The organism is Streptomyces liliifuscus (assembly GCF_016598615.1).
GTDB classification, from domain to species: domain Bacteria; phylum Actinomycetota; class Actinomycetes; order Streptomycetales; family Streptomycetaceae; genus Streptomyces; species Streptomyces liliifuscus.
Map to the genome: position 1 here is coordinate 10165202 of NZ_CP066831.1, position 22201 is coordinate 10187402.

A 22201-nucleotide genomic window follows, 5' to 3' on the forward strand; every position below is an offset into this window, starting at 1 on the left:
GTGCTTGACCGTATCATTAGCCCATGAACGCCTCGATCGGCGCGGACGCCCGCCTCGCACTGGATCTCGCCCTCACCGTCCGGCACGACGGCCACGGCGGAGTCGCCGACGATCTCGCCACCGTGGAGGGCCTCACCGCCTGGGTGCGCGAGCGTCCGGAGACCGGCGCCCACGGGTTCGAGGCCCGGGGGTTCGTGGTCGACGACACGGACCTGGCCGCCGTACGGGAGGTGCGCGCCGCCGTGCGCGCCCTGTTCGCCCGCGCCGTGCTCCCCGGTGAGCCGAGCCCGGCCGACGCCGCCCGGCTCATGCCCGTACGGGACGCCGTCGAGCGGCTCAACACCCGCGCGGCCCTGGCCCCGACCGTCCCCGTACTGTCGTGGACCGAGGGCGCCGACCCCGTCGTACGCCAGGAACCCGCGCACGGCGACGCCGAGCTCACCGCGGCCCTCGCCCGCGCGGCCATCGCCTTCCTCGCGAGCCCCGACCGACAGCGGCTGCGCGCCTGCCACGCGCCGCGCTGTGTGCGCTACTTCCTCAAGGACCACCCCCGTCAGGAATGGTGCAAACCCTCGTGCGGCAATCGTGCCCGTGTCGCCCGCCACCACGAACGGCACAAGAAAACGGCATAGCCTCCGGGTATGAGCGGTCCTGGCGGTAAGAGCGCGGAACGTGATCTCGGTCGACTGCTGAGCGGTATGGCACCCGCCCTGCACCCCGGCCGCTTCGTCTTCACCACTGTCCCGGGCGCCACCGCACCCCCAGGGCTCTCACCGGTCGTCACCGTCGTCGAGGACGAGGGCCTCACCCTCGTCGTCGAACAGGAGGACGCCGACGCCGCACGTCTGACGTACGACTTCGTGGCCGGCTGGATCACCCTGCGCATCCACTCCGCGCTGGACGCCGTCGGCCTCACCGCCGCCGTCGCCCAGGCACTGGCCGAAGCGGGCCTGAGCTGCAACGTCGTGGCCGGCTTCCATCACGATCACCTCTTCGTGCCGCACGAGCGTGCCGCCGAGGCCGTGGCCCTGCTGGAACAGCTGGCCGACCGCTCCGGTCAGTAACGGACTAACGTGTCCACGCCACTGGCTCCGGGCGTACTCTGAGGTGCCTGTAGGTCACGGAGCGCACCGTCTCCCCGCGCCGGTCGCACCACCGTGGCAGGGGGTGCGGCATGGGTCAGCGCGGCATGCGGAGCAGAAGGACGCTATTCGAGCGCGAGAGTGAACTCGCTGCTGTGGACGAGGCGTTGGACGAGGTCGCCGGGCTGGGAACGGACGGCGGACGTACGCGTTCGGACGGCACCGGGGCGCGGCGAGATGTCATCGGCCCGCGTCGGGACGGCACCGGGCCCCGCCGGGACGACACCGAGCCTCGCCGGGATGGCACCGGCGCGCGCGGGGACGGCACCGGGCCCCGGGACGGCCTCGGTCTTCGGCGGGACGATGTCGGTCCAGGTCCGGACGGCATCGGCCCAGGTCGGGACCTCACCGAACCGTACGGCCGGCCCCGTGGCGGGCTGCTGGCCTTCGCCGGTCGCGCCGGAATCGGCAAGACCACCCTTCTTGCCGAAGTACGCCGTCGCGCCACCGCCAGGGGCTGCACGGTGCTGTCCGCGCGCGGTGGCGACCAGGAGCAGCGCGTCGCCTTCCACGTCGCGCGCCAGCTGCTGCAGCCCCAGCTCGCGGGCGTCCCCGAGGCCGAACTCCGTGCCTCGCTGGGCAGTTGGTACGCCATCGTCGGACCCGCTCTCGGCCTGTGCGCCCCCGCTGAAGGCGCACCGCCCGACCAACAGGGCCTGCGCGACGGCCTCGACTGGGTCCTCACGCACCTCGCGGTGCGGCGCGCCCCGATGGTGCTTGTCCTCGACGACGCGCACTGGGCCGACGCCGAGTCACTGCAGTGGCTCGCCGCGTTCGCACCCCGCGCCGAGGAACTGCCCCTGCTGCTCGTCGTCGCCTACCGTCCCGACGAACTCCCCGACCACGCCGAGCCGTTCAGGGGCCTGCCCGGCCGGGCAGGCGGGCGCCCCCTCGACCTGGAACCGCTCAGCGCGGTCGCCGTAGCCCATCTGGTGCGCGAATCCCTCGGCACCCAGGCGGACGACGCGTTCTGCCGCGAATGCTGGGCCGTGACCGCGGGCAACCCGTTCGAGGCCGTCGAACTCACCGCGAAGGTACGCGACCGGGGTCTGACCCCCACCGAGGCAGGGGCGCATCTGCTGCGCGACCTGGCCGCCGCGGTCAAGGGCAGCGGACTCGTCGCCCGCCTCGAACGTCTGGGCACCTCGACCGTCCGCTTCGCCTGGGCCTGCGCCGTCCTCGGCACCGAGATCCCACCGGCGCTGGCCGCGGCCGTGGCGGGCCTCGGCTCGGAGGAGGCCGCCGACGCGGCAGACGCCCTGCGCGGCGCCCGTATCCTCACCGGCGCCGACACCCTGGAATTCGTCCACCCGCTCATCGCCACCGCCGTCTACCGGGCCATTCCCCGGGGAGTACGGGTGGCCCTGCACGGCCAGGCCGCCTGGTGCGTCGTCGACGCCGGCCTCGGCTCCGCCGCCGCTGCCCGGCACCTCATGGAGACCCACCCCGACGGCGACGTCTGGGTCGTCCAGCAGCTGCGCGCCGCCGCCCGCGAGACCCTGCGCGCCGGAGCCCCGGACGCGGCCCGCCGCCATCTCGCCCGCGCGCTGCGCGAACCCCCGCCCGGCGGGGAACGGGCCGCCGTGCTGTACGAACTCGGCAGCGCCTCCCTGCTCACCGAACCCGCGACCACCGTCAACCACCTGCGGGCCGCCCTCGAAGAGCCCATCGCCGACACCGAACTGCGGCACAACATCGTCTACCGGCTCTCCCAGGTCCTCGCCCACAGCGACCGCCTCGGCGAGGCCTCCGACACCCTCTCCCGCGAGATCAAGGTGACCGGCGACGCCCGCGTACGGCTGCGCATGCAGTCCGAGCAGTTCATGTGGGACGCCTTCCGGGCCGACGAGCCCGACTCACCGGCCCGCTCCCGCCGCCTCGCCAGGCTCGCCGACCGGCTGACCGGCCGCGACCTCACCGAGCGCTATGTGATCGGCCTGCGCGCCTGGGACGCCACCCTGCGCGGCGAACCCGCCCACATCGCGATCCGGCACGCCGAGCGAGCCCTCGCCGGCGGCTTCGGCTGGGCCGAGGCGGACCGCGGTTTCGAGGTCCCCGTCCTGGTCGCCCTCACCTTCATGTACGCGGACCGGCCAGGGCGCACCGAAGAACTGTTCGCCGCCGGAATCGCCGATTTCGAACGGCAGGGCTGGCACGGGGCCCACCTGTCCTTCGGCTACACCCTCCTCGGGTACCTGCGCTTCCGCCGCGGCCGTCTCGCCGAGGCCGAGGACTTCGTGCGCGCGGGGCTCCGGCTGGCCGAACGCGTCGGGCCCGGCACGCCCGCCCACTGGTACGCCGTCGGCACCCTGATCGAGATCCTGCTCGCCCGCGGCCGGATCACCGAGGCCACGCGGATCGGTGAGGAGTACGCCTTCGGGGAGCCGTTCCCCGCGGCCGTCGTCTTCCCCGACGCCCAGACCGTGCACGGCGAGCTGCTGCTGGCCAGAGGGCTGACCAAGGACGCGGCCGTCGAACTCGCGGCGGCCGGGCGCCGCCTCGACCCGCGCGGCATGCGGAATCCGTCCTGGTGCCCCTGGCAGCTGCACCTCGCCCGAGCGGAGAGCCACGATGCCCCGGAGCGGGCGGTGACCACGGCGTTCGAGGCCGTGGGACGGGCCCGGCTGTTCGGTGCGCCGTCGGCGATCGGCCAGGCGCTGCGCGCCGCGGCCGACGTCTCCTCGGGCTCGACCCGGGTGAAACTCCTCGAAGAGTCCGTCGGCCATCTGGAACGCTCGCCTGCCGCGTACGAACTGGCCTGCGCCCTTGTCTCCCTCGGTACGGAGCTGCGGAGCACGGGCCGCCCGAAGGAAGCCGCCGAGCACCTCTACCGAGGGCTGGAGGCGGCGGTGCAGTGCGGTGCCGACGGGCTTGTCGAGGCCGCGCGAGACGAACTGGCCGCCGCCGGATTGCGGCCGCGCCGTCTCCACAGCACCGAGACGGACACGCTCACCGCCCGCGAACGCGCGGCCGCGGCACTCACCGTGCGGGGGCGCACCCTGGCGGGTATCGCCGAGGAGCTGCACACCGAGGAGCCGACGGTGGTGCGACTGCTGTCGGCGGTGTACAGGAAGGTGGGCACGGATCGGGCGGGGCTGGGCGCGGCATTGGGGGAGGCGGGGGCAGCGGAGACAGCGCAGGCAGGGGGAGCGGGCGCGGAAGCGGGGGCGGAAGCGAAGGGTTAGCCAACGGGTGTGGGCCCACAGGCGTCGGTCCATGGGCGTGGGCATACGGGCGTGGGCCCACCGTTGTTGGCCTACGGGTGTGGGCCCACAGACGTCGGTCCACGGGCGTGGGCCTACCGATGTCGGCCTACCGATGTCGGCCTACGGGTGTTGGCCCACCGGCGTGGGCCCACGAGCGTGGGGCAACGGGCGGAGGCAAAGTCAACGCTCGTTGGCAAACGCTCGGTGGCGTGCGCCAGTACCGGCGCAACGACCGTTGGCAAACAGGCGGTGACGGAAACGGCTCGAAGTCGCCATGCGACGGTCAACGCCCGTCGGCGGACCGGCACCGGCCAACGCGTGATGGCCAACGTTCGCTGGCCAACGGCCGTCGACCCCACGCCCGTCCACCCCTCGGGGCACGTACCATTGCGGCATGTCCTTCCTCCGCCGCCGCAGCGCCACTCCCGCCGGGCCTGAATTCGACGTTCTGGCCATGGACCCGGGCGACTGGCCCGGCAATCTCGGCGCGGGCCTGCTGCCCGCGCCCGACGGAAGCTGCCAGGGTGTCTTCCTGCGCTACGACCTGTTCGGCGGCCGCGGCCCCGCGATGATCATCGGCAATCTGCCGGAGGGCTCACCGGCCCGGGACGTCGCCGAGGGAGAGGTCCCGTTCGAGGTGGCGCAGCTGCTGCTGGCGCTGGAGAACGAGGAAGAGGTCACGGTCGTCGGGGCCGAGGACATGCCCGTGATGCAGGGCGACAACCTCCTCATCGTGCGCCGCCTCAAGCTCTCGGAGACGCGGATCTCCTGCGTCCAGTTCGACCGCAGCGACAACGTCCTGGTGACGATCGCCGCCTGGGACCGCCCCATCACCGACGACCTGTACGCGCTCCTCAAGCCCCTGCCCGCGGAGCTCTTCCAGCAGGGCTGAGCCCCGCCGTCCGCCCCCAGCCCGGCGCCTCCTCACCCCCGACCGATTCGGTGTCCACGCCGTCCAGGAAGTGGAACCCGGGCCGCGGGTGCATGAGGAAGTCGTGGTGGGAGATGTTCCACGCGTAGGCGCCCGCCAGTGCGAACGCCACGCGGTCGCCCGCCCTCAGCCCCGGTGCCTGGACGTTCCTGGCCAGGACGTCCTTCGGAGTGCACAACTGGCCCGTGAGCGTGACGAGTTCGCCTCTCGCGACCGGCCGCGGCCAGGGATGGGGCCAGTCCTCCACCGTAAGCGTGGTGCAGGGCTGGTCGTGTCCTTTGGTCGCGGGAGTGCGCATGTGGTGCGTGCCGCCGCGCACAACGGCGAACTCCTCGCCCTGGCTCTGCTTCACGTCCAGCACCTCGGTGGCGTACCAGCCGCAGTACGCCGTCAGCGCCCGCCCGGGTTCGATACGCAACGTCAGATCCGGGTACCGGCTGGTGAGTTCGGCGAGCCCTTCGCCGTACGCGACCCAGTCGAAGCGGTCCTCCGGAGCGGCGTAGTCGACCGTCATCCCCCCACCGACGTTCACCTCGGCCAGTCGCACCCCGTCATGTCGCTCGGCCAGCCCCACGGCCCAGCTCACGATGGACTCGGCCACCGCGAGCTGCTCCGGAGCCCGAAGCCCGCTGGCCAAGTGGGCGTGTACGCCCCGGAGTTCGAGCTGCGGATACGTGCCGTCGGTGAGCAGACGCAGGATCGTGTCCGCCTCGGACGGGTCGAGGCCGAAGGGCGTGGGGCGACCGCCCATCGACAGTGAGCTGGCGGCCAGCGAGCAGGCCGCCACAGGGAGGTTGAAGCGTGGCAGGACGGCGACCCGGCTGTCGGGTGCGACCCGCCGGGCCAGTTCGGCCAGCATGCGCAGCTCGTACTCGCTCTCCACATGGAAACGCTCCACGCCCCGCTCCAGCGCGGTCGTGATCTCGGCCGGCGTCTTGCCCGGACCGCCGAAGGCCAGAGGGCGGCCCGGAACCGCCGTGGCGACATGGGTGAGTTCGCCGCCCGACGCGACTTCGTAGCCGTCCACGTACGGGCCCAGCGCGGCCAGGATCTCCGGCTCAGGGTTGGCCTTGGCCGCGTAGTAGAGCTCGACCCGCTCGGGCAGGGCGGCCCGCACATTGGCGGCGTGTTCGCGCAGCGCCGCCAAGTCGTAGACGTATGCGGGGAGTTCGCTGGAGGGCAGCGAGAGCGCACGGTCCCGTACGGCTGCGGTGAGGATGGTCATCGGGTACTCCCGGTCGTGTGGCGCAGGATGCCCTCGCCGAGCGGAGAGGGCAGACGGACGTATCCGGCCTCGCGGTCGGCCTTGCGCTCCCAGCGGGTGAGGAGGTTGGCCTTGGCGGGCAGGGGCACCCCGGCGAGCAGCGCGGCCAGCGGTGGCGGGCAGCCGTACCGGTCGGCGTACGCCTGGAGGGTGACGCGGACCTCTGCCCACAGCGCGGCCTCGGCATGCGGGTGGAGATCGGCGAGCGCGGCGAGCAGCTCGGCGACGTGGTTCACGAGCAGGCAGTAGACGACCCGGTCCCAGCCGCGCTGCGCGTCGTACGTCATCGGGCCCGCGACCTCGGGCGGCAGCGCGGCGAGGGTCTCGGCGTGATGCTCGGGCACGAGCTTGGTGCCCTCCAGATCGCGGAAGAGGACCTGGGAGGGCATGCCGTCACCGTCGACGCAGATCAGCACGTTCTGCAGATGGGGTTCCAGCACCAGACCGTGGTCGAAGTAGGCGGCCAGGACCGGCGGCACGAGCAGCCTCAGATAGGCCGACCACCAGTCGAGCGCGGCCTGCGGACCGGCCCCGTCGAGGAGACGGGAGACGTGCGCGGGACTCGTCGGGTACTCGTCCGCGACGGCCGCCGCGAGCAGCGGAGTGGTGCCGGGCAGGAGATGCCGGGTCAGGCCCTCGCGGACGATGACGCCGAAGCCTTCGAGCAGCTCACGGTCCGGGGTGTCGTCCGGGCCGGGCAGGGCGAGACTCCGGTACGCGGGCTCGCGGAGCACGGCACTGCCGGGGAAACGCTCCGCCAGGTCGGCCAGGGCCGGGCCCAGGATCCGGGTGAGCGCGACGGCGCCGGACAGCTCGTAACTCGCGTTCTTGCGCAGGCAGTTGGTGATCCGGACGTTCAGGCTGAACTTCAGGAACGACTCGCCGTCGTACAACGTCCGCACGGATGCGGTGGCGGCGAAGGGCCTGCCGCCAGGGCCGAGGTCGAGGATGTCCCCGCGCGTGAGGGCCGCGCGCAGCGTCGGGTGCTCGCGGAGCATCGCGTACTGCCAGGGGTGGGCGGGCAGCAGCCGGAAGCCGTCGGGCACATCGGCACCGCCCTTTCGGTCCCCTCGGTCCCGCGCGTTTCGCCCGTCGAGTGGGTCCAGGGCGCCGGGCTCCGCGGCCTCCTCGGCGATCAGATGCTCGCGTACGGCCAGGTGTCGCAGACGGAACGCAGCGCCGGCCTCCGGCGAGTAGGCGAGCCAGGAGTCCGCGTCCCCGGTGCGCGCCTTGGGCGTGGGGTGGAAGCGGTGCCCGAACAGCAGCGACTGCTCGGACACGAGGTAGGCGGCGACGGGCGTGTCCGCCGTCACCGAGTCCGCCCCCGCCCGTACGGGGACCGAGTCCGGGTCGGTCCCGGCCCGCCCGGGGAGGGAGCTTGCGCCGGGCCCCGCCTGCGCGGGGCGCGGGCTCGGGCCGTTCCCGGTTCGTACGGCGAGAGAGGCGGCGATGGTTCGGTGGCTGGAGTCGATCTGCTCCAGGAACTCCTCGTTGCGCACACCGGTGCGCAGGGACAGCTCGTCCTGCGTGTACTCGGCCAGCCGCCGCCAGCCGACCACATTCCAGCCGCCGTCGGCCGTCCGCACGCTCACCGGGCCGATGAAGCGATGCGCGCCGAGCAGCGACGTACGGCGCAGGGCGACGCGCAGCAGCACACCGCGGCGGGGGAGCCGCAGCAGCAGCCGGCCGTCGGTGAAAGCCGTCTGGCGCTCGGGCGCCGACACCTCGCGCAGCAGACAGTTGAGGAGCGTGTGCGCCACGGACTCGTCGGGGGAGGGGAGTTCGGCCGACGCGGTGGGAGCGGCGGTGGAGGTCGGGGTGCTACCGAGCGACTCGGTCAGCGAGGGCATGTGTGGCTCCAGCGGGTGCAAAGAGAGCGGAGGACGGTCGCGCATACGGTGATCAGCGCGACGGCCGCGCCGGTTAGTAAGGGGGCGGTCGGGCCGTAGCGGGCGCTGCCCGCCGCCGCGGCCACGCCGGCGGCGACCGCGCCGGCCTTGGAGAAGAACTCCAGCGAGCCGAACAGCCCGCCGGGGGAACGGCCCTTGACGCAGTCGGCGGCCAGCACCGACAGACACACCAGGCCGAGCGTCAGCCCTACGCCGAGGATCAGCCGTACGCCTATCAGGGTGGCGAGGGAATCGGCCACGCTGTGTCCGGCCAGCCCGATCGCCACACAGACGAAGCCGATCGCGATTCCGGCCCGGGGACGGCACCGGAACGCGGTGTGTACGGGCATGGCGGCCATCAGGTAGCAGAGGTGGGGGAGGGCGAACAGCGCGCCCGACAGCGTCGGTGACGCGCCCGGTATTCGTTCCTCGACAAGGGAGATGAGGTAGGGAAAGGAGATGACCGTCGAGAAGACGAAGGCGAACTCGAGCACGTACAGGGAGCGCAGAGCCGCCTCCGACACGGGCTCGGCAGTCTCCGCCACCTCTGTCAACTCGACTGCCTGCACCTGTGGTTCGGGCAGCACGGCGAGCAACAGGGCGGCGGCCAGCGGGAGAAGCGCGAGCAGTGCGTACTGGCGATGGGGTGACAGCCAGGACGACAGGGAGCCGACGACGATCGGGGCGACGACCAGGGCCGCCCGGGCGCTGCCGTGCATCAGCGTGAGCGCCCTGGAGAGGTGAGGCCCTTCCAACGCGGCGCCTAGGTAGCCGTTGGACGCCGCGAACGTGCCGCCGAGGATGCCTTGCAACACCAGCGCCGCGGTGAACGTGCCGAGCGAATCGGCCCACCCCGCGAGCAGGAAGGCCACGGCGAGCCCCAACTGGGCCCGCAGCAGGAGCCGTTTTCGTCCGAAGCGGTCCGCGAGCCGGCCCCACAGGGGAGCGCCGAGTGCGCCGAAGACGGTGGGCACGACATACAGCAGGCCCGCCCAGCGAGCCGTCCGGTCGCCGAGCTCCGGCAGGATCTCGGTCAGGAACGGCGGCAGTCCCAGGGCCGCGAACGACGCCACGAAGTAGCAGCCCGCGACGGCGTGCACGTGTCGTGGACCGAACCTGGGGTGGGGCATCCGCAGGACTTCGGCGATCATGCCGAATCCCCCGTGCGCAGGAGGTAGTTGGGGCCGGTCGTGTAGTGCTTGTTGATGTCCGCCGCGCCCGAACGTTCCTTGGTGAGCAGGGTTCCCGCGGTGACCATCGCCTTCACGGGCAGGCGGGGTGAGTCCAGCACCTGGGCGCGCAGTACGGCACCGGGCTCGCCCGCTCCTGTCCCGAGCCGCTCGACCGCCTCGGCGAGCCGGTCGCGTACGAGCCGCAGCAGCACCGGAAGCGGAGCGCGACCGTGCCGGGCGAGCCCGAACGCGTAGGCGCCCGCGCACAGATGGACCGTGATCGTGGTGAACAGGTCGACGACCGGCTGATCGCTCTCGCCGAAGGTCCGGGCGTCGTCGAAGTCACGCGGGCCGATGGTGTTGTCACCCAACCGATCACCCAACCGCTCACTCAGTCCCTCCCCCAACCGCTCACGCAGCCGCGCGGTGTTGATGCGCGGCCCGTCGTTGTCCTTCAACAACAGCCGCAGCCGAGTGCTGCCGTCGGTTCGCCGGTCGAGTACGAGCGAGATGTTCTGCTGGTGCGACTCCAGTGCGATCCCATAGCCGAACAGCGTGGTCTGCCAGTCGAAGAGCAGGGCGAGCCAGGCGTCCAGCAGGGTGAGCGGGTCGCCGCCGTAGAAGCGGTCGGCCAGGTGGTCGACGACCAGCCGTCCGCCAGGCGCTTCGGCGAGCAGCGCGGCCATCGGCACGACGACGGAGTCCTGGAGACCGGCGGGGTAGCGCCGGAACAGCGCGGCGAGCAGTTCGTGCCCGGCGTGCGCGTACATGGTCTCGTCGGCGTGCAGGATCGTGTCCTGGAAACGGTGCTCCCGGGCGATGACCCGCTCGATCAGACGTTGTCCCGCGGCTCCGTCGACGAGTGTCCCGGGCTTGATGGTCCGCCGGTTGCGCAAGCCCAACGTGGCGGTGACCAGGGGGAGTTTGACGTGCAGCAACGGGTCGGCGGACAGGGCGACGGTACGCATCGAGAGGGTGGGCACGGCTTCGAGGTGGGCGCGGTCGGCGAGCACCGCGCCTTCCGTCAGAGCGGTGGCACGCAGGGCCCCTTCCAGAGGGGCACCGACGGTCAACGGGTGTACGGGCAGGGCCACATGCGTACGGTCCAGCTCCCTCAGCCCGAGCAGCGAGGGTGTGGGCCAGCGGTCCGGAAGCATGCCGGTGACCGCCTCCCGGGGCACGGCGAGCCAGCGCAGCGCAAAGCGCGGATGGAACTCCGGTGCGTACGCACGCAGTTGCTCCTCGACGAGCCCGGAGCGGCCACGTGCCGTGGGGTAGACGGGATGGTCGAGATGGGCGGCGAGGGTGTCGAATGCCAGCCCGGCCGTCAGCCCGATCCAGTCCGCCGGGTCCGCACCAAGCCGGTCCGTCAGCCGCCCGGCGACCTCCGACCGGACCGAGGCTTGCAACCGCATGGTGGCCAGCGTCTGACGGCACTCCTCGGCGAAGGCGTCGAACCCGTCCTGGTCGACGGGGTCGGCCAGGACGCGCAGCACGCCAAGGATCTCGTCACACGTCTCGTACGGGACAGGCCCGGCCTCCTCGGATTCCCCGACGAGCAAGGGCACCCGGGCCGCGAACTCGCACTGGAACCCGTCCTCGACGACGGGCAGCAGGAGGAACCCCCCTTTCCCGTCGGCCCGTTGCAGCCAGGTGCCGTCCGGCCGCTGCACGAGTGTGCTGCGCGTGCGCAGGCCGACCACGTCCTCACGCAGCAGAGCACTGAGCACCCGGGTCACCAACTCGCCCTCGGAGACGTCGTCCTCCGGCAGTGAGCCGAGCCCGTCGCCGGTGTCGTCCTTTGGAGATACGCCGAGCCCGTCGCCGGTGTCGTCGTTGCCGAAGCAGTCCCCGGCCGTCACGGTTCGGGCCTTCACCGCTGGATCTCCCAGCGCTGCCCGGCCAGGAACTCGGCCACCGCCTTGTCCACGGCCTCCTGGTCGGTTCCCATGGCCCGCAGCACACCGAGGAAGTCGCGATTGGTGCGATACACGTCGTGCCGCTCGCCGACCGACCGGAGCGGGCGGTACGTCAACCGCACTCCGTCGGCGGTGAGTTCAGAGGCAGCGGGGGCTGCGATCAGCGTCCCGGCGCTCTCTGCGCAGGGATACTCCAGTCGAGCAACCCCGTCCCGCCGTGCTCCCAGGTCCGCGGGCAGCCGCTCACCCAGATGCGTACGCAGGATGTGCTCGAACAGCGGGATCTCCAGCAGACGCGCCAGCAGCAGATCGCACTGGTCGCCGATGGCGCGGTAGTTGACCTCGATGATCCGTGCCCGGCCCTCGTGGACGACGAACTCGGTGTGGCAGGCGCCGAATCCCACGCCGAGCGCGTCGAGTTGGGCCAGTACCTGGTCGACGACCGGCTTGGGATGGGCCGCGACGAAGGTCAGCCCCTCCTCGATGAAGTACGGCGGCGGTGACACTCTGGTGTGGAAGCCGCCAAGGACATGGCGGATGTGACCGTCGCCTAGCGTCTCCAACGTGTACAGCTCGCCCGGCAGATACTCCTCCACGACCAGGGCGGCCCCCGGGCGACGGCTCCGGATCTCCGTGCAGCGCGCCACCAGTTCCTCGGGACCGTCGACGAGCACGACGTCCTCGCTGGCCACGCCCTCGCGCGGCTTGACGACACAGGGGTACGGGACGTCGCTGGCGGCCAGCCCAGCGAGATCGCTGACTTCGGTCGACCAGACCGTGTCCGCGCCGACGGAGGTGAGATGGCGACGCATCTCGGCCTTGTCCTTGGTGCGCAGGGTGACCCACCAGTCCTTGCCGGACAGGCCGAAGTAGTCGGCGGCCAGGGCGGCTTGGGTCTGCAGATGGTCGCTGTTGGTGAAGACCCCGTCGGGGCGGTGATGAGTCGATATCCGGGTGACGACGGCACGGAAGTCGCGTACGTCGCACTCCAGGATCTCGATCTCCGGATACACGCTCCGGTGGGCGTCCGGCTGGTCGGTGAGCAGCGTGACATCCAGGCCGAGCCGTGCCGCTGCGGGCAGAAACCCTTCGGTGACGGAGTCGGTCGGGTTGAGGGCCAGCAGATACATGCGCATGCGAGGGGACAACTTCCGCTCGTGGGTCGGGGTCGGGGGGTTGAGGAGCAGGTTCGGGACGGCAGGCCCGGGACGGCGGGGCTGGCTGCCTCTTGCCGCGGGGGCTACTTCCGCGGGAGCGGCCGTACGAGTTGGGGTGCGGCGAGGCCGATGAAGGCGACGGACCTGGCCACGGCCACCGCGGACCCGGCGAGGAGGGCGACGGCGAACAGGACGGCGGTCATGCCCCCGGCCGGCCGGACGCCGAGGAGGAGCACGGGTATGTGCCGCAGGGCGCGCGCGGGCACCACCGTGGATGCGGCCCGTTGGGTCACGGTCACGGTAAGTAAGTTCAAGTCAGGCATATTTTACGTTTCAACCAGCCGTGAGGGGCTGTGACATGCGCCTCCCTTGATCTCCGCTCCAGGGATGCGGTCACGCGCTGCTGTCGGTGATCTCTATACTAAGGTAAGCCTTACCTGCTTCGCTTGCTTCGCCCCCCATGCACAGGAGTACCAATGACCGTGACCGTGGAGACTCTGTCGACCGGTGCGGCCCCGTCCGTGTACCGCCTGCTCGCGGACACGTACCGGCAACTGGGCGAGGTGTGCGAGGCGTTGACCGTGCGAGTCACCGACCCAGATCCGCGTGTCACCCAAATGGGCGTCAGTGGAGCCGAGTTGACGAAGAATCAAGAAGCCCTGGATGCCTTCCTCCTGGCGGAGACCGACCGCATCCAGGACCGCTACGACCACACCCCGCGCCGGGACGTCGCCGCCTCGCGAGCCCTCCACGACTACGCGTGGTCCGTCGGGCTGCTGATGAGCGGCGTCTGGTACCTCACGGGCCGGGTGCCGCGTGTCCACCCCGAAGACGTACGGATCGACCTGACGACCGGCGTGTTCGAGATCAGCCCCCGCTCGGACCTGACCTGCCTCCCGGGCGACCCGGCCGCCGCACTCCCCGGGGCACTGACGGCCCCTCACGAGGAGGCCCTGCGTGCCGAGTTGAGGGTGGCCGTCGCCGATCACATGGAACCGCTGCTCTCCGCGATCGCCCCGCACATCCGGCGCGGCCCGCGCGCTCTGTGGGGCATGGTCACCGACGACCTTGTCTCCGGCATCTGGTACCTCGGCCGCATGCTCGGCCAGGAGCCCGACGCCGTCCGGGCGGCCACCGCGCTCCTGCCCTCGGCCGTCGCACCCTTCCCGGGCGGAGCGGACTTCCGCCGGCTCACCGGCAGCGACGGCCGACAGCACACCACCCGCACCCGCATGGGCTGCTGCATGTACTACACGATCCGCCCCGACGAGGCCTGCTCCACCTGCCCCCGCACCTGCGACGCCGAACGACTCCGCCGCATCGAGGGCTGAGCCCGCGCGGAGGGCGTCCGCGTTCCGTCGCGCGTACGGTGGTCTGAGGCGGCCGACACATGTCTCACGACAGGAGACGCGCGATGAGCGGCGAACCGACCTTCTTCGAAATCGGCGTGGCGGACCCCGAGCGGGGCCGCGCCTTCTACGGATCCCTCCTCGGCTGGACCTTCGAACCCGGCACGTCCGAAGGCGGAGGCTTCGCCATCGGCACCGGCGGAGTGCCGGGCGGAATGCACGGCGGCGACGCCGGAGCCTCCCCCTACCTCTTCTTCCGGGTGGACGACCTCGACGCCGCCGTCGCTCGGGTCCGTGACCTGGGCGGCACGGTGGAAGACCTGGGCGACGGCGGCGACAGCGAAGAGTCGGCCGCCCGGTTCGGCCGCTTCAAGCTGTGCCGCGACGACCAGGGCTCCGCCTTCGGACTGCACGAACCGCCGAAGTGACCCGTTTCCGCTACGAGGCCGACGGCACGGCCCGTACATCGGCGGCGCGCACATACGCCACCCGGTGCCCGAACTGGATCTCGTAGTACATGTCCTTGCCGCGCACCACCCGGTGCGGCGTGGTGTCGAAGGTCGGCGCGTAGAAGTACTCGCCCGGCACCTTGTCGCCCGCGGAGTACTTCTGCCCCTTGAGCAGCTTGTACGGCAGGGGCGAGACCTCCTGGACGGGCACGCCCGCCGGGTAGGCCGCCTTCTCCGGGTACGCGCGTCCGTACACGGGGATCTCGGTCAGCCCGGCCTTCGGTGTCACGACGAGACCGGTCGCGTTCACCGCGGTCGGCTGCTTCGCCGGGTTCTTGAACCAGGCCTTCTGGCCGAGGTACCAGATCGCGGTCCAGTCGCCGTCGCGCCCGGCGACCGCATACCGCTGACCGGTGGAGACACGCGAACCCAGGTCGTTCACATCGATCGTGGAGTCGGCGCCGTTGGGCCGCAGGCCGATGTCCTTGACGAGCGGCGCGTCCGCGCGCGGCCGGGTGTGCAGCCGCACGGCGCTCGAACCGTGCGCCGCGCAGGGCTCGCCCTTGGTGACGCAGCCCGTGAACTCCGGCTTGTGCTCGGCGAATTGGGGCAGCACGGTCACGAGCCCGCCGTTCGACCCCGGGGCGGCGCGCAGCGGCTTGCCGAGCAGGGCGAAGTAGTGCTGCCAGTCCCAGTACGGGCCCGGGTCCGTGTGCATCCCGGGGATGTTCGCCGACGTCGGTCCCGGCACGGTGTCGTGCCCGAGGATGTGCTGCCGGTCCAGCGGGATGCCGTACTTCTTCGCCAGATACGTCACCAGCCGCGCCGACGACCGGTACATCGCCTCCGTGTACCAGGCGTCCGGCGCCGCGAGGAAACCCTCGTGCTCCAGGCCGATCGACTTGGCGTTCACATACCAGTTGCCCGCGTGCCAGGCCACGTCCTTGGCCTTCACATGCTGGGCGATATGCCCGTCGGTGGAGCGCAGGGTGTACTGCCACGACACATAGGTGGGGTCCTGCACCATGTTCAGGACGCCTTCCCAGGCACCCTCCGTGTCGTGCACGACGATGTACTCGATGCTCTGGGACTTGGGCCGGTTGCCGAGATCGTGGTTGCCGTAGTCGCCTTCGCCGAACTCCTCGTACGGCGCCGGGATCCACTCGCAGGACACGGTCGCCGGGCACTCGGTGCCGGCCGCGCGGGCCGCCCGCAACCCTGTCCCGCCCAACTGCGCCGTGGAGGACCGCAGTTCAGGCTGCGCCGCGAGGGCGACCTGCTGGCCCGCGTCCGTCGTGCGGTGCTCCCCGCGGCGGATCACCTCGAAGACGTCGTCGGCGTACGTCGCCGCCGTCGCCGTGTCATCGGCGCCCGAGTAGCGTGCCACCGCCCCGTACCAGTCGGCCGCGTCGTCGCTGAGCGGCTCGCCGAGCTGCTTCTGGGCGGCGGCCAGCAGCGCGGCCCCTCCCGCCACATTGGCGGCCGCGTCCGTACGCAGCCGCTCCGCGGGGATGCCGGTGAGCTCGGCCGCCTTCGTCAACGTCTTGAGACGCGCGGGGAGTTGGGTGTTCTCCGGGACCTTGGTGTCGGGGAGCAGGGGCTTGCGTGAGTCGTCACCGCGCGCGTCCTCCGTGGCGTCGCTGTGGTGCGGTGCCACCGTCCGGGCGATCGCGGTGCGGGCGTCCGTCAGATGCATGGGACCGTAGCCGCCGGTGACACTCGGCGCCCCGCCGTGCGCGTCCCAGCGGGACTGCAGGTAGGAGACGGCGAGGAGCACACTGCGCGGTACGTCGTACTGGGCGGCCGCGTCCGCGAACGCGCTCTGCAGACGCGCGGAGGACGTCCGGGCGCCGCTGTCGGACGGGGCGGCGCCGAGCAGCGGCAGCAACAGGGCCGCCGAGGCGACGGCACCGGCCGCCCTGTGTGCGCGTCCGTGCCCGGTGGAGGGGCTGGAGTCGGTGGGGGATCCTCGCAAAGCAGGCCTCCTGGGACGATCGGTCGCGATGGTGCGTGCGGGGCCGGGCGTGCGTCAGTGGTACCGGCTCCCCGACGATCCGTCAATCATGCCCAGAGGCGGTTGATTTCCCACGTCAGCGGCGGGTGTCGCGGGTTTCGCGGCGACGGCGACCCGGCCTGCGAGGCGTCAGTGGAGTGGACCTGTGGCCTGTTCGGGTGAACGTTCTTCAATGGAGGTGTGTGGGGCGCGAGCGGCTGCCCGACACGAGAAAGGTCCGCGACATGACGAAGGTCCGCGATGCGCCCTGTCCTGGGCGCACCGCGGACCACCATCCCCGTCAGCGAGTGCCGACCGCCGCCCGGACGGCCTTGCGGGCCATCTGGCAGTCGTCGTGCAGCCGCCTCAGCAGCAGCCGCTGTTCCTCGCCGGACGGCGCAGCACCCGGGTGGGCCGGTCCCGGTGCCGCCGGGGTCGTCTCCTGCATGGATCGCTGCACGGCCATCTCGTACGTACGGATCTCCTTGGTGACGACGAGCATGAGGTTCACCAGGAACGCGTCCCGCGCCGCGGGTCCCGCCGACTGCGCGAGCTGGCTGATCTGCCGCCGGGCGACGGGCGCGTCCCCGAGGACCGCCCACAGCGTCGCCAGGTCGTACCCCGGCAGATACCAGCCCGCATGCTCCCAGTCCACCAGCACTGGACCGGCCGGTGACAGGAGAATGTTGGACAGGAGAGCGTCGCCGTGGCAGAACTGGCCCATGCCCTGGCGGCCCGCCGAGTGCGCGATGCCGTGCACCAGCTTCTGCAGATCACCCATGTCCCGGTCGGTGAGCAACCCCAGCTCGTGGTACCGGGAGATCCGGGCCGCGTAGTCCAGCGGGGCGTCGAACGTCCCCGCCGGCGGCCGCCACGCGTTGAGCCGGCAGATCGCGCCGAGCGCCGCCCTGATGTCCGCGCGCGGCGGTGACTCCACCGGGTGCCGCTGCAGCGCCGCCACCCGTCCCGGCATCCGCTCGATCACCAGTGTGCAGTTGTCCGGGTCCGCCGCGATCAGGCGCGGCACCCGCACCGGGGGCCGGTGCCGCACGAACGAGCGGTACGCCGCTATTTCATGACGGATCCGCTCGCTCCACACCGGGGAGTGGTCCAGTAAGCACTTGGCGACGGCGGTGCTGCGCCCTGTCGTGCCGACAAGGAGCACGGAACGGCCGCTGCGGCGCAGCACCTGGACCGGAGAGAACTCCGGACAGATCCGGTGCACCGACGCGATCGCCGTGCGCAGCTGCGCCCCCTGGGGGCCGGACAAGTCGAGTCTCCCGCTGAGCGGTTGGGTACCGAGCCCCGGCACGCGCCGTGACCGACCGGCACCGAGCACGGGAGCCGCCCCCGGGCGTACGGGGTCGAGATAGGGGCCGCTGCCGACCGGGCGGGCGTGCAGTGACCGGGGCGGAGCGGACACGGAGGACGATGCTGCGTACATGGGCGAAACAGATCCCTTCGTGTGCCTGCGAGTTGCTGCGCTACCCGCCCCGGCCGCCTTGGTGCACCCTGGGGAGTGTCCCTTCGGCGACCGGGTCGGGGTGGCGCTTTCCTACCTGACACCCGATGCCCACTGGCACACCATCTGGCGTGCCCTGGCGAACCCTGGCGAATAGTCGCTCAGCAACTGACAGACGGTTAGTGTCAACTCAGCCGAGAACCTGGGGGCTTGACGTGAGCGGACAACCCAACACCCGCCTTTCGGACCTGTTCGGCCTGGCCGGCTGGTCCAAGGGGGAACTCGCGAGGATGGTCAACCGGCAGGCGGCGGCCATGGGCCACCCCCAGCTGGCGACGGACACCTCAAGGGTGCGGCGGTGGATCGACACGGGAGAGATCCCGCGCGATCCGGTGCCGCGGGTGCTGGCAGCACTGTTCACCGAGCGTCTCGGCCGTGTCGTGACCATCGAGGATCTCGGTCTGGTCCGGCACGGGCGCACGGGGAAACGGCCGGGCGGCGGGAGTGTGGAACATCCCGACGGTATGCCGTGGGCGCCCGAGCGGACTGCCGCGGTCCTCACCGAATTCACGGGAATGGACCTCATGCTCAACCGACGCGGCTTGGTGGGCGCGGGCGCCGCGCTCGCCGCCGGATCCGCTATCAGCAGCGCCATGCAGGACTGGCTGCACTCCGATCCGACCCTCGCGGCCGACGCCCCTGACATCGACAATCCCCTGCACGCCGACCCCGCTGGGTTCGACCGCTACGAGGCCGCCCCCATCGGGTCGCAGGAGATCGAGGAACTGGAGCGCTCGGTCGAGGTGTTCCGCGCCTGGGACGCGGCCCGCGGGGGCGGACTGCAACGCAAGGCTGTCGTGGGACAGCTCAACGAAGTGGGAGGCATGCTCTCCTACCGACACCCCGACCATCTGCAGCGGCGCCTGTGGGGCGTCGCCGCCAACCTCGCCGTCCTCGCGGGCTGGATGTCGCACGACGTCGGCCTGGAGCCCACGGCTCAGAAGTACTTCATCATCGCCGCGCACGCGGCCCGAGAAGGCGGTGACCGGCCCCGCGCGGGCGAGGCGCTCTCCCGAGCGGCCCGCCAGATGGTGCACCTGGGCCGGCCCGACGACGCGCTCGACCTCATGAAGCTCGCGAAATCGGGATCGGGCGACGAGGTCCTGCCGCGCACCCAGGCCATGCTCTACACCATCGAGGCCTGGGCGCAGGCGTCGCTGGGCAAGGGCCAGGCCATGCGGCGCACCCTGGGGGAGGCGGAGGACCTCTTCGTCTCGGACAAGGGTGACGTGCCGCCGCCGAGCTGGATGCAGCTGTTCGACGATGCGGACATGCACGGGATGCAGGCCCTGGCCTACCGGACGCTCGCGGAGCACGACCCGTCCGCGGCCGCCGTCGCGCAGCGACACGCCAAGGAAGCCCTGGAGCTGCGGGAGAAGGGCCGGGACCGGTCGAAGATCTTCGACCACATCTCGCTCGCGTCCGCCTGCTTCATCGCCGACGACCCCGAACAGGCCGACCGGTACGCACGTCTGGCCCTGACGTCGATGGGCTCGAACTCCTCCCACCGCACCTGGGACCGGCTGCGTGAGATGTACCGGCTGACGGGGCAGTACTCCAGCTATCCGAAGATCAACGATCTGCGTGAGGAGATCAAACTGGCGCTGCCCAAGGGCTCGTTGAAGGCCAGGGGCGGCAACAGCGCACGGGCATAGGGGGCTTGTGCGGCTGTTCACCTCTGTTGGCGGGTCGCGCTCGCGTGCCGTTGGGCTGTGCCCGCGTCAGGTGGCAACCCTGGCGATCAGTACGCAGGCGTCGTCCTCGCGCTCCGTCTCGCCGAACTCCTCCACGACCATCCGTACGCAGTCCTGTGCGGCGCGCGCCTCGCCGAAGCGGGGGGCCAGGTCGAGGAGACGGCTGACGTCCGCGGTGTCGCCTCCACTCCCGGCGTCGCCCGAGTCGTGGGACTCCCATGACTGGGGCTGGGAGGAAGCCCATCGCCGCGGAACCAGTCCGTCGGTGTGAAGGAGGAGCAGGTCGCCCGGTTCGAGCGTCTCCTCGGCCTGTCCGTAGACAGCGCCGGAGGTGGCGCCGAGCAGTACGCCGTCCGGCGGCGAGAGCACGCGCCCCGTCCCGTCGCGGAACAGCAGCGGGGCGGGGTGTCCTGCCTGCGCCCAGGTCAGCGTGCGGCTCTCGGGCCGGTAGCGGCAGCACACCGCGCTGCCCAGGGCCGGCTGGACCGAGGCGTCGAGTAACTGGTTGAGCCATGCCATGAGCTGGCCGGGCTCGGTACCCGCCACGGCCATACCGCGCAGGGCGCCGATCATCATCGCCATGCCCGAGGTGACGGTCACCCCACGGCCGGTGAGGTCGCCGACGCTCAACAGCGTGTCCCCACTGGGCAGTTCGAGTGCGTCGTACCAGTCGCCGCCGATGAGTTCGCTCGTCGAGGACGGCAGATAGCGGGCCGCCAGGTCCAGCGTCTCGGGTCCCTGGCGCGGGAGCCGCAGGGAACCGCGCCACGGCGGCAGTACGGCTTCCTGCAGCTCGACCGCGAGCCGGCGCTCGGTCTGCGCGAAGTGCCGTTGGTGCTGCAGGGAGTCACGGGTCTCACTGACGGTCCGCTGACTGCGGCGCAGCTCGCTGACGTCCCTCAGGACCGCCCACATCGAGGCGGTGCTGCCGTCCGTGTCGAGCACGGGCTCACCCATCATGTGCACGGTCCGTACGTCGCCGTCGGGCCGTACGACACGGAACTCGCCGTCGATCGGCTTGGCGTCGATGAGGCAGTCCGTGACCATGGCCGTCAGCCTGGGCCGGTCCTGGTCCAGCACGACGGAGGGCAGTTCGTCGAGGGTGAGCGGGGGAGCGGCGGGGTCACGGCCGAGGATCTGGTAGAGCTCGCCGGACCAACTCGCCTCGTCCGTCAGCAGGTTCCACTCGGCGCTTCCGACGCGGCTGAGCAGCGAGCCGTGCCGGGGTGCGGCCGGCACGGCTCGTGCGGTGGGAGCCGCCGCCTCGTGCTCGACGGGAACGGCCGGCGGGCCGTCCCTCAACTGCGCCAAGTGTTCGTCGAGGTCACTGAGTTGATGCATCGCCAGATCGCACAGGGCGCGCTGCCAGCGGCCCTCCGGATCCGTGCCGTCGACCGGCGCGTCACGCCGAACGGCGTCCACCTCGCCCCGCAGTCGGCGCGTCTGCGAAATGAGCGCGTCGACCGAGCCGCGCGGGGGCGGCTGGGCGGCTGGATGGTCCGCCGAGAGATGGGACGGCATGACGTACTCCGATACAGGCACGGTACGACCAAGGCTGAAGGAAGGACCGGTTACGACTGTCGCACAGCCTGCGACGCGCTGTAAGGGATTTGGCAACACACGACTCGGTGGTGCCTCTGGCATATGTCGCAGTCCTCGCGGAGGGCTCGGACGGGGTGGAGTCGGTACGCGGTCGGTCCGGTCAAGTCGTAGACAGGATAGGCGAGTTGATGGAGTGACGGCAGTGGCCGCGGCTCACTCAATCGTATGTTCGGCGAGCGTGTGTGCGGTGCCCGTTCGGGGTTTCGCCGCGTCGGCACCGCCGGGCCCCGGGTCAGTACCGCTGGGCCTTGACCAGCTTCGGTGTCAGCGTCGGCTCGGCGGGCTTGCGGCTGATGGCGAGCGGCTGGGCGCGCTCACCCGGGGCGAGGTCCTCGGCGCCGACGAACCTCGTCTCCACCGTCTTGCCGGAGGAGTCGAGGAAGTCGACCTGCACGGCGTACGAGGCCTGCGTGTCGGTCTTGTTGGTGATGGTCACGACGACGGCGAGCAGGCCGCCGGTCTCGGACCTGGGCTTGCCGGTCATGGAGACGTCGGACATCGCGTTGCCCTGGCCGTCGACGTCCTTGAGCTCGCTCTCCGCCGCCTCGTTGGCCCGGGCGACCTCCGCCGACACGGACGCCTCGAAGGAGGACGCCGCGGCCGAGGCGGAGGAAGCCGCCGCGGAGGCCGCGGCGCGAGCGGACTCGATGGCCGACTCGTTGACAGAAGGGGCCGTACCCGAGAAGGACGCCGTGTCGGGCGGCGACGGCCGCTCGCTGAAGGACGGGTCGGAACCGCCGGAGTCGCTGTCGGTGCTGCACGAGGCGAGCGTGCTCGTGGCCGCGGCGATCGCCGCCAGTGCGACGGCGGCCGAACGGGTCCTGCCCGGTCGGCGGGGGCCACGCGACGGTGAGTGCATCGAGTGTCGTCCTTGCTGTCGGTGCCTGGTCGATCACTGTCGGGTCGGTCGAC

Annotated in this window: 17 protein-coding genes; 7 read left to right on the forward strand and 10 right to left on the reverse strand. The window is 71.5% G+C overall.

Going from position 1 to position 22201, the window contains the following annotated elements:
- The first annotated feature begins 23 nt into the window (after positions 1 to 23).
- From JEQ17_RS44330 to JEQ17_RS44345, 4 genes are all read left to right on the forward strand, one after another.
- Positions 24 to 632 (forward strand): CGNR zinc finger domain-containing protein, encoded by a 609-nt coding sequence (locus JEQ17_RS44330; protein WP_200400581.1) that lies wholly within the window; start codon positions 24 to 26, stop codon positions 630 to 632.
- A gap of 9 nt (positions 633 to 641) precedes the next feature.
- Positions 642 to 1064, forward strand: coding sequence for an ACT domain-containing protein (locus tag JEQ17_RS44335; RefSeq protein ID WP_200400583.1), 423 nt, complete (start codon positions 642 to 644; stop codon positions 1062 to 1064).
- A gap of 404 nt (positions 1065 to 1468) precedes the next feature.
- Complete coding sequence (locus JEQ17_RS44340) at positions 1469 to 4327, forward strand: ATP-binding protein (protein WP_200402038.1); 2859 nt, start codon at positions 1469 to 1471, stop codon at positions 4325 to 4327.
- Positions 4328 to 4742: 415 nt separating this feature from the next.
- Positions 4743 to 5240: a hypothetical protein gene (locus JEQ17_RS44345; protein ID WP_055610485.1), complete on the forward strand. Its 498-nt coding sequence runs from the start codon at positions 4743 to 4745 to the stop codon at positions 5238 to 5240.
- Here the strand turns inward: JEQ17_RS44345 and JEQ17_RS44350 are convergent.
- The 6 genes from JEQ17_RS44350 to JEQ17_RS50290 form a co-directional block, all read right to left on the reverse strand.
- A complete protein-coding gene (locus JEQ17_RS44350; protein WP_200400585.1) occupies positions 5203 to 6504 on the reverse strand; it encodes a type III PLP-dependent enzyme in 1302 nt (433 codons plus the stop codon). The two genes, JEQ17_RS44345 and JEQ17_RS44350, sit on opposite strands and share 38 nt — an antisense overlap.
- The gene (locus tag JEQ17_RS44355; protein WP_234048600.1) at positions 6501 to 8393 is read right to left on the reverse strand and encodes an IucA/IucC family protein; all 1893 of its coding nucleotides are present in this window, start codon (positions 8391 to 8393) and stop codon (positions 6501 to 6503) included. The genes JEQ17_RS44350 and JEQ17_RS44355 overlap by 4 nt, the downstream gene beginning before the upstream one ends.
- Positions 8381 to 9583, reverse strand: coding sequence for an MFS transporter (locus tag JEQ17_RS44360; RefSeq protein WP_200400589.1), 1203 nt, complete (start codon positions 9581 to 9583; stop codon positions 8381 to 8383). Before JEQ17_RS44360 ends, JEQ17_RS44355 begins: the two co-directional genes overlap by 13 nt.
- Positions 9580 to 11376: an IucA/IucC family protein gene (locus JEQ17_RS44365; protein ID WP_200402039.1), complete on the reverse strand. Its 1797-nt coding sequence runs from the start codon at positions 11374 to 11376 to the stop codon at positions 9580 to 9582. Before JEQ17_RS44365 ends, JEQ17_RS44360 begins: the two co-directional genes overlap by 4 nt.
- A gap of 101 nt (positions 11377 to 11477) precedes the next feature.
- Complete coding sequence (locus tag JEQ17_RS44370; protein ID WP_200400591.1) at positions 11478 to 12659, reverse strand: ATP-grasp domain-containing protein; 1182 nt, start codon at positions 12657 to 12659, stop codon at positions 11478 to 11480.
- Between the two features lie 104 nt (positions 12660 to 12763).
- Entirely contained in the window at positions 12764 to 12979 is a 216-nt protein-coding gene (locus JEQ17_RS50290) for an iron chelate uptake ABC transporter family permease subunit (protein WP_234048866.1), read from the reverse strand.
- A 177-nt stretch (positions 12980 to 13156) separates the two neighbouring features.
- On the opposite strand from JEQ17_RS50290, the gene JEQ17_RS44380 reads away from it, so the two are divergent.
- Together JEQ17_RS44380 and JEQ17_RS44385 are read left to right on the forward strand one after the other, a co-directional pair.
- The gene (locus tag JEQ17_RS44380; protein WP_200400592.1) at positions 13157 to 14011 is read left to right on the forward strand and encodes a (2Fe-2S)-binding protein; all 855 of its coding nucleotides are present in this window, start codon (positions 13157 to 13159) and stop codon (positions 14009 to 14011) included.
- Positions 14012 to 14094: 83 nt separating this feature from the next.
- Positions 14095 to 14457: a VOC family protein gene (locus tag JEQ17_RS44385; protein WP_200400594.1), complete on the forward strand. Its 363-nt coding sequence runs from the start codon at positions 14095 to 14097 to the stop codon at positions 14455 to 14457.
- Between the two features lie 10 nt (positions 14458 to 14467).
- Here the strand turns inward: JEQ17_RS44385 and JEQ17_RS44390 are convergent, their stop codons facing one another.
- Both JEQ17_RS44390 and JEQ17_RS44395 read right to left on the reverse strand, forming a co-directional pair.
- A complete protein-coding gene (locus JEQ17_RS44390; RefSeq protein ID WP_200400595.1) occupies positions 14468 to 16453 on the reverse strand; it encodes an N-acetylmuramoyl-L-alanine amidase in 1986 nt (661 codons plus the stop codon).
- 319 nt (positions 16454 to 16772) lie between these two features.
- Complete coding sequence (locus tag JEQ17_RS44395; RefSeq protein WP_200400597.1) at positions 16773 to 17915, reverse strand: aminoglycoside phosphotransferase family protein; 1143 nt, start codon at positions 17913 to 17915, stop codon at positions 16773 to 16775.
- Positions 17916 to 18148: 233 nt separating this feature from the next.
- Between JEQ17_RS44395 and JEQ17_RS44400 the strand changes: the two genes are divergently transcribed.
- Positions 18149 to 19648 carry a DNA-binding protein NsdB gene (locus tag JEQ17_RS44400; protein WP_200400599.1) on the forward strand — a complete coding sequence of 500 codons (1500 nt, stop codon included), beginning with the start codon at positions 18149 to 18151 and terminating at the stop codon, positions 19646 to 19648.
- A 66-nt stretch (positions 19649 to 19714) separates the two neighbouring features.
- Here the strand turns inward: JEQ17_RS44400 and JEQ17_RS44405 are convergent, their stop codons facing one another.
- A complete protein-coding gene (locus tag JEQ17_RS44405) occupies positions 19715 to 21208 on the reverse strand; it encodes a PP2C family protein-serine/threonine phosphatase (RefSeq protein ID WP_200400601.1) in 1494 nt (497 codons plus the stop codon).
- A 313-nt stretch (positions 21209 to 21521) separates the two neighbouring features.
- Positions 21522 to 22148 carry an FxLYD domain-containing protein gene (locus JEQ17_RS44410; protein WP_200400602.1) on the reverse strand — a complete coding sequence of 209 codons (627 nt, stop codon included), beginning with the start codon at positions 22146 to 22148 and terminating at the stop codon, positions 21522 to 21524.
- Positions 22149 to 22201 lie beyond the last annotated feature (53 nt).

Excerpts from the sequence above, each read along its gene's own strand:
- JEQ17_RS44330 (WP_200400581.1), top strand. The coding sequence starts at position 24 with ATGAACGCCTCGATCGGCGCGGACGCCCGCCTCGCACTGGATCTCGCC.
- JEQ17_RS44335 (WP_200400583.1), top strand. The coding sequence starts at position 642 with ATGAGCGGTCCTGGCGGTAAGAGCGCGGAACGTGATCTCGGTCGACTG.
- JEQ17_RS44345 (WP_055610485.1), top strand. The coding sequence starts at position 4,743 with ATGTCCTTCCTCCGCCGCCGCAGCGCCACTCCCGCCGGGCCTGAATTC.
- JEQ17_RS44350 (WP_200400585.1), bottom strand. The coding sequence starts at position 6,504 with ATGACCATCCTCACCGCAGCCGTACGGGACCGTGCGCTCTCGCTGCCC.
- JEQ17_RS44355 (WP_234048600.1), bottom strand. The coding sequence starts at position 8,393 with ATGCCCTCGCTGACCGAGTCGCTCGGTAGCACCCCGACCTCCACCGCC.
- JEQ17_RS44360 (WP_200400589.1), bottom strand. The coding sequence starts at position 9,583 with ATGATCGCCGAAGTCCTGCGGATGCCCCACCCCAGGTTCGGTCCACGA.
- JEQ17_RS44370 (WP_200400591.1), bottom strand. The coding sequence starts at position 12,659 with ATGCGCATGTATCTGCTGGCCCTCAACCCGACCGACTCCGTCACCGAA.
- JEQ17_RS44380 (WP_200400592.1), top strand. The coding sequence starts at position 13,157 with ATGACCGTGACCGTGGAGACTCTGTCGACCGGTGCGGCCCCGTCCGTG.
- JEQ17_RS44385 (WP_200400594.1), top strand. The coding sequence starts at position 14,095 with ATGAGCGGCGAACCGACCTTCTTCGAAATCGGCGTGGCGGACCCCGAG.
- JEQ17_RS44395 (WP_200400597.1), bottom strand. The coding sequence starts at position 17,915 with ATGTACGCAGCATCGTCCTCCGTGTCCGCTCCGCCCCGGTCACTGCAC.
- JEQ17_RS44405 (WP_200400601.1), bottom strand. The coding sequence starts at position 21,208 with ATGCCGTCCCATCTCTCGGCGGACCATCCAGCCGCCCAGCCGCCCCCG.
- JEQ17_RS44410 (WP_200400602.1), bottom strand. The coding sequence starts at position 22,148 with ATGCACTCACCGTCGCGTGGCCCCCGCCGACCGGGCAGGACCCGTTCG.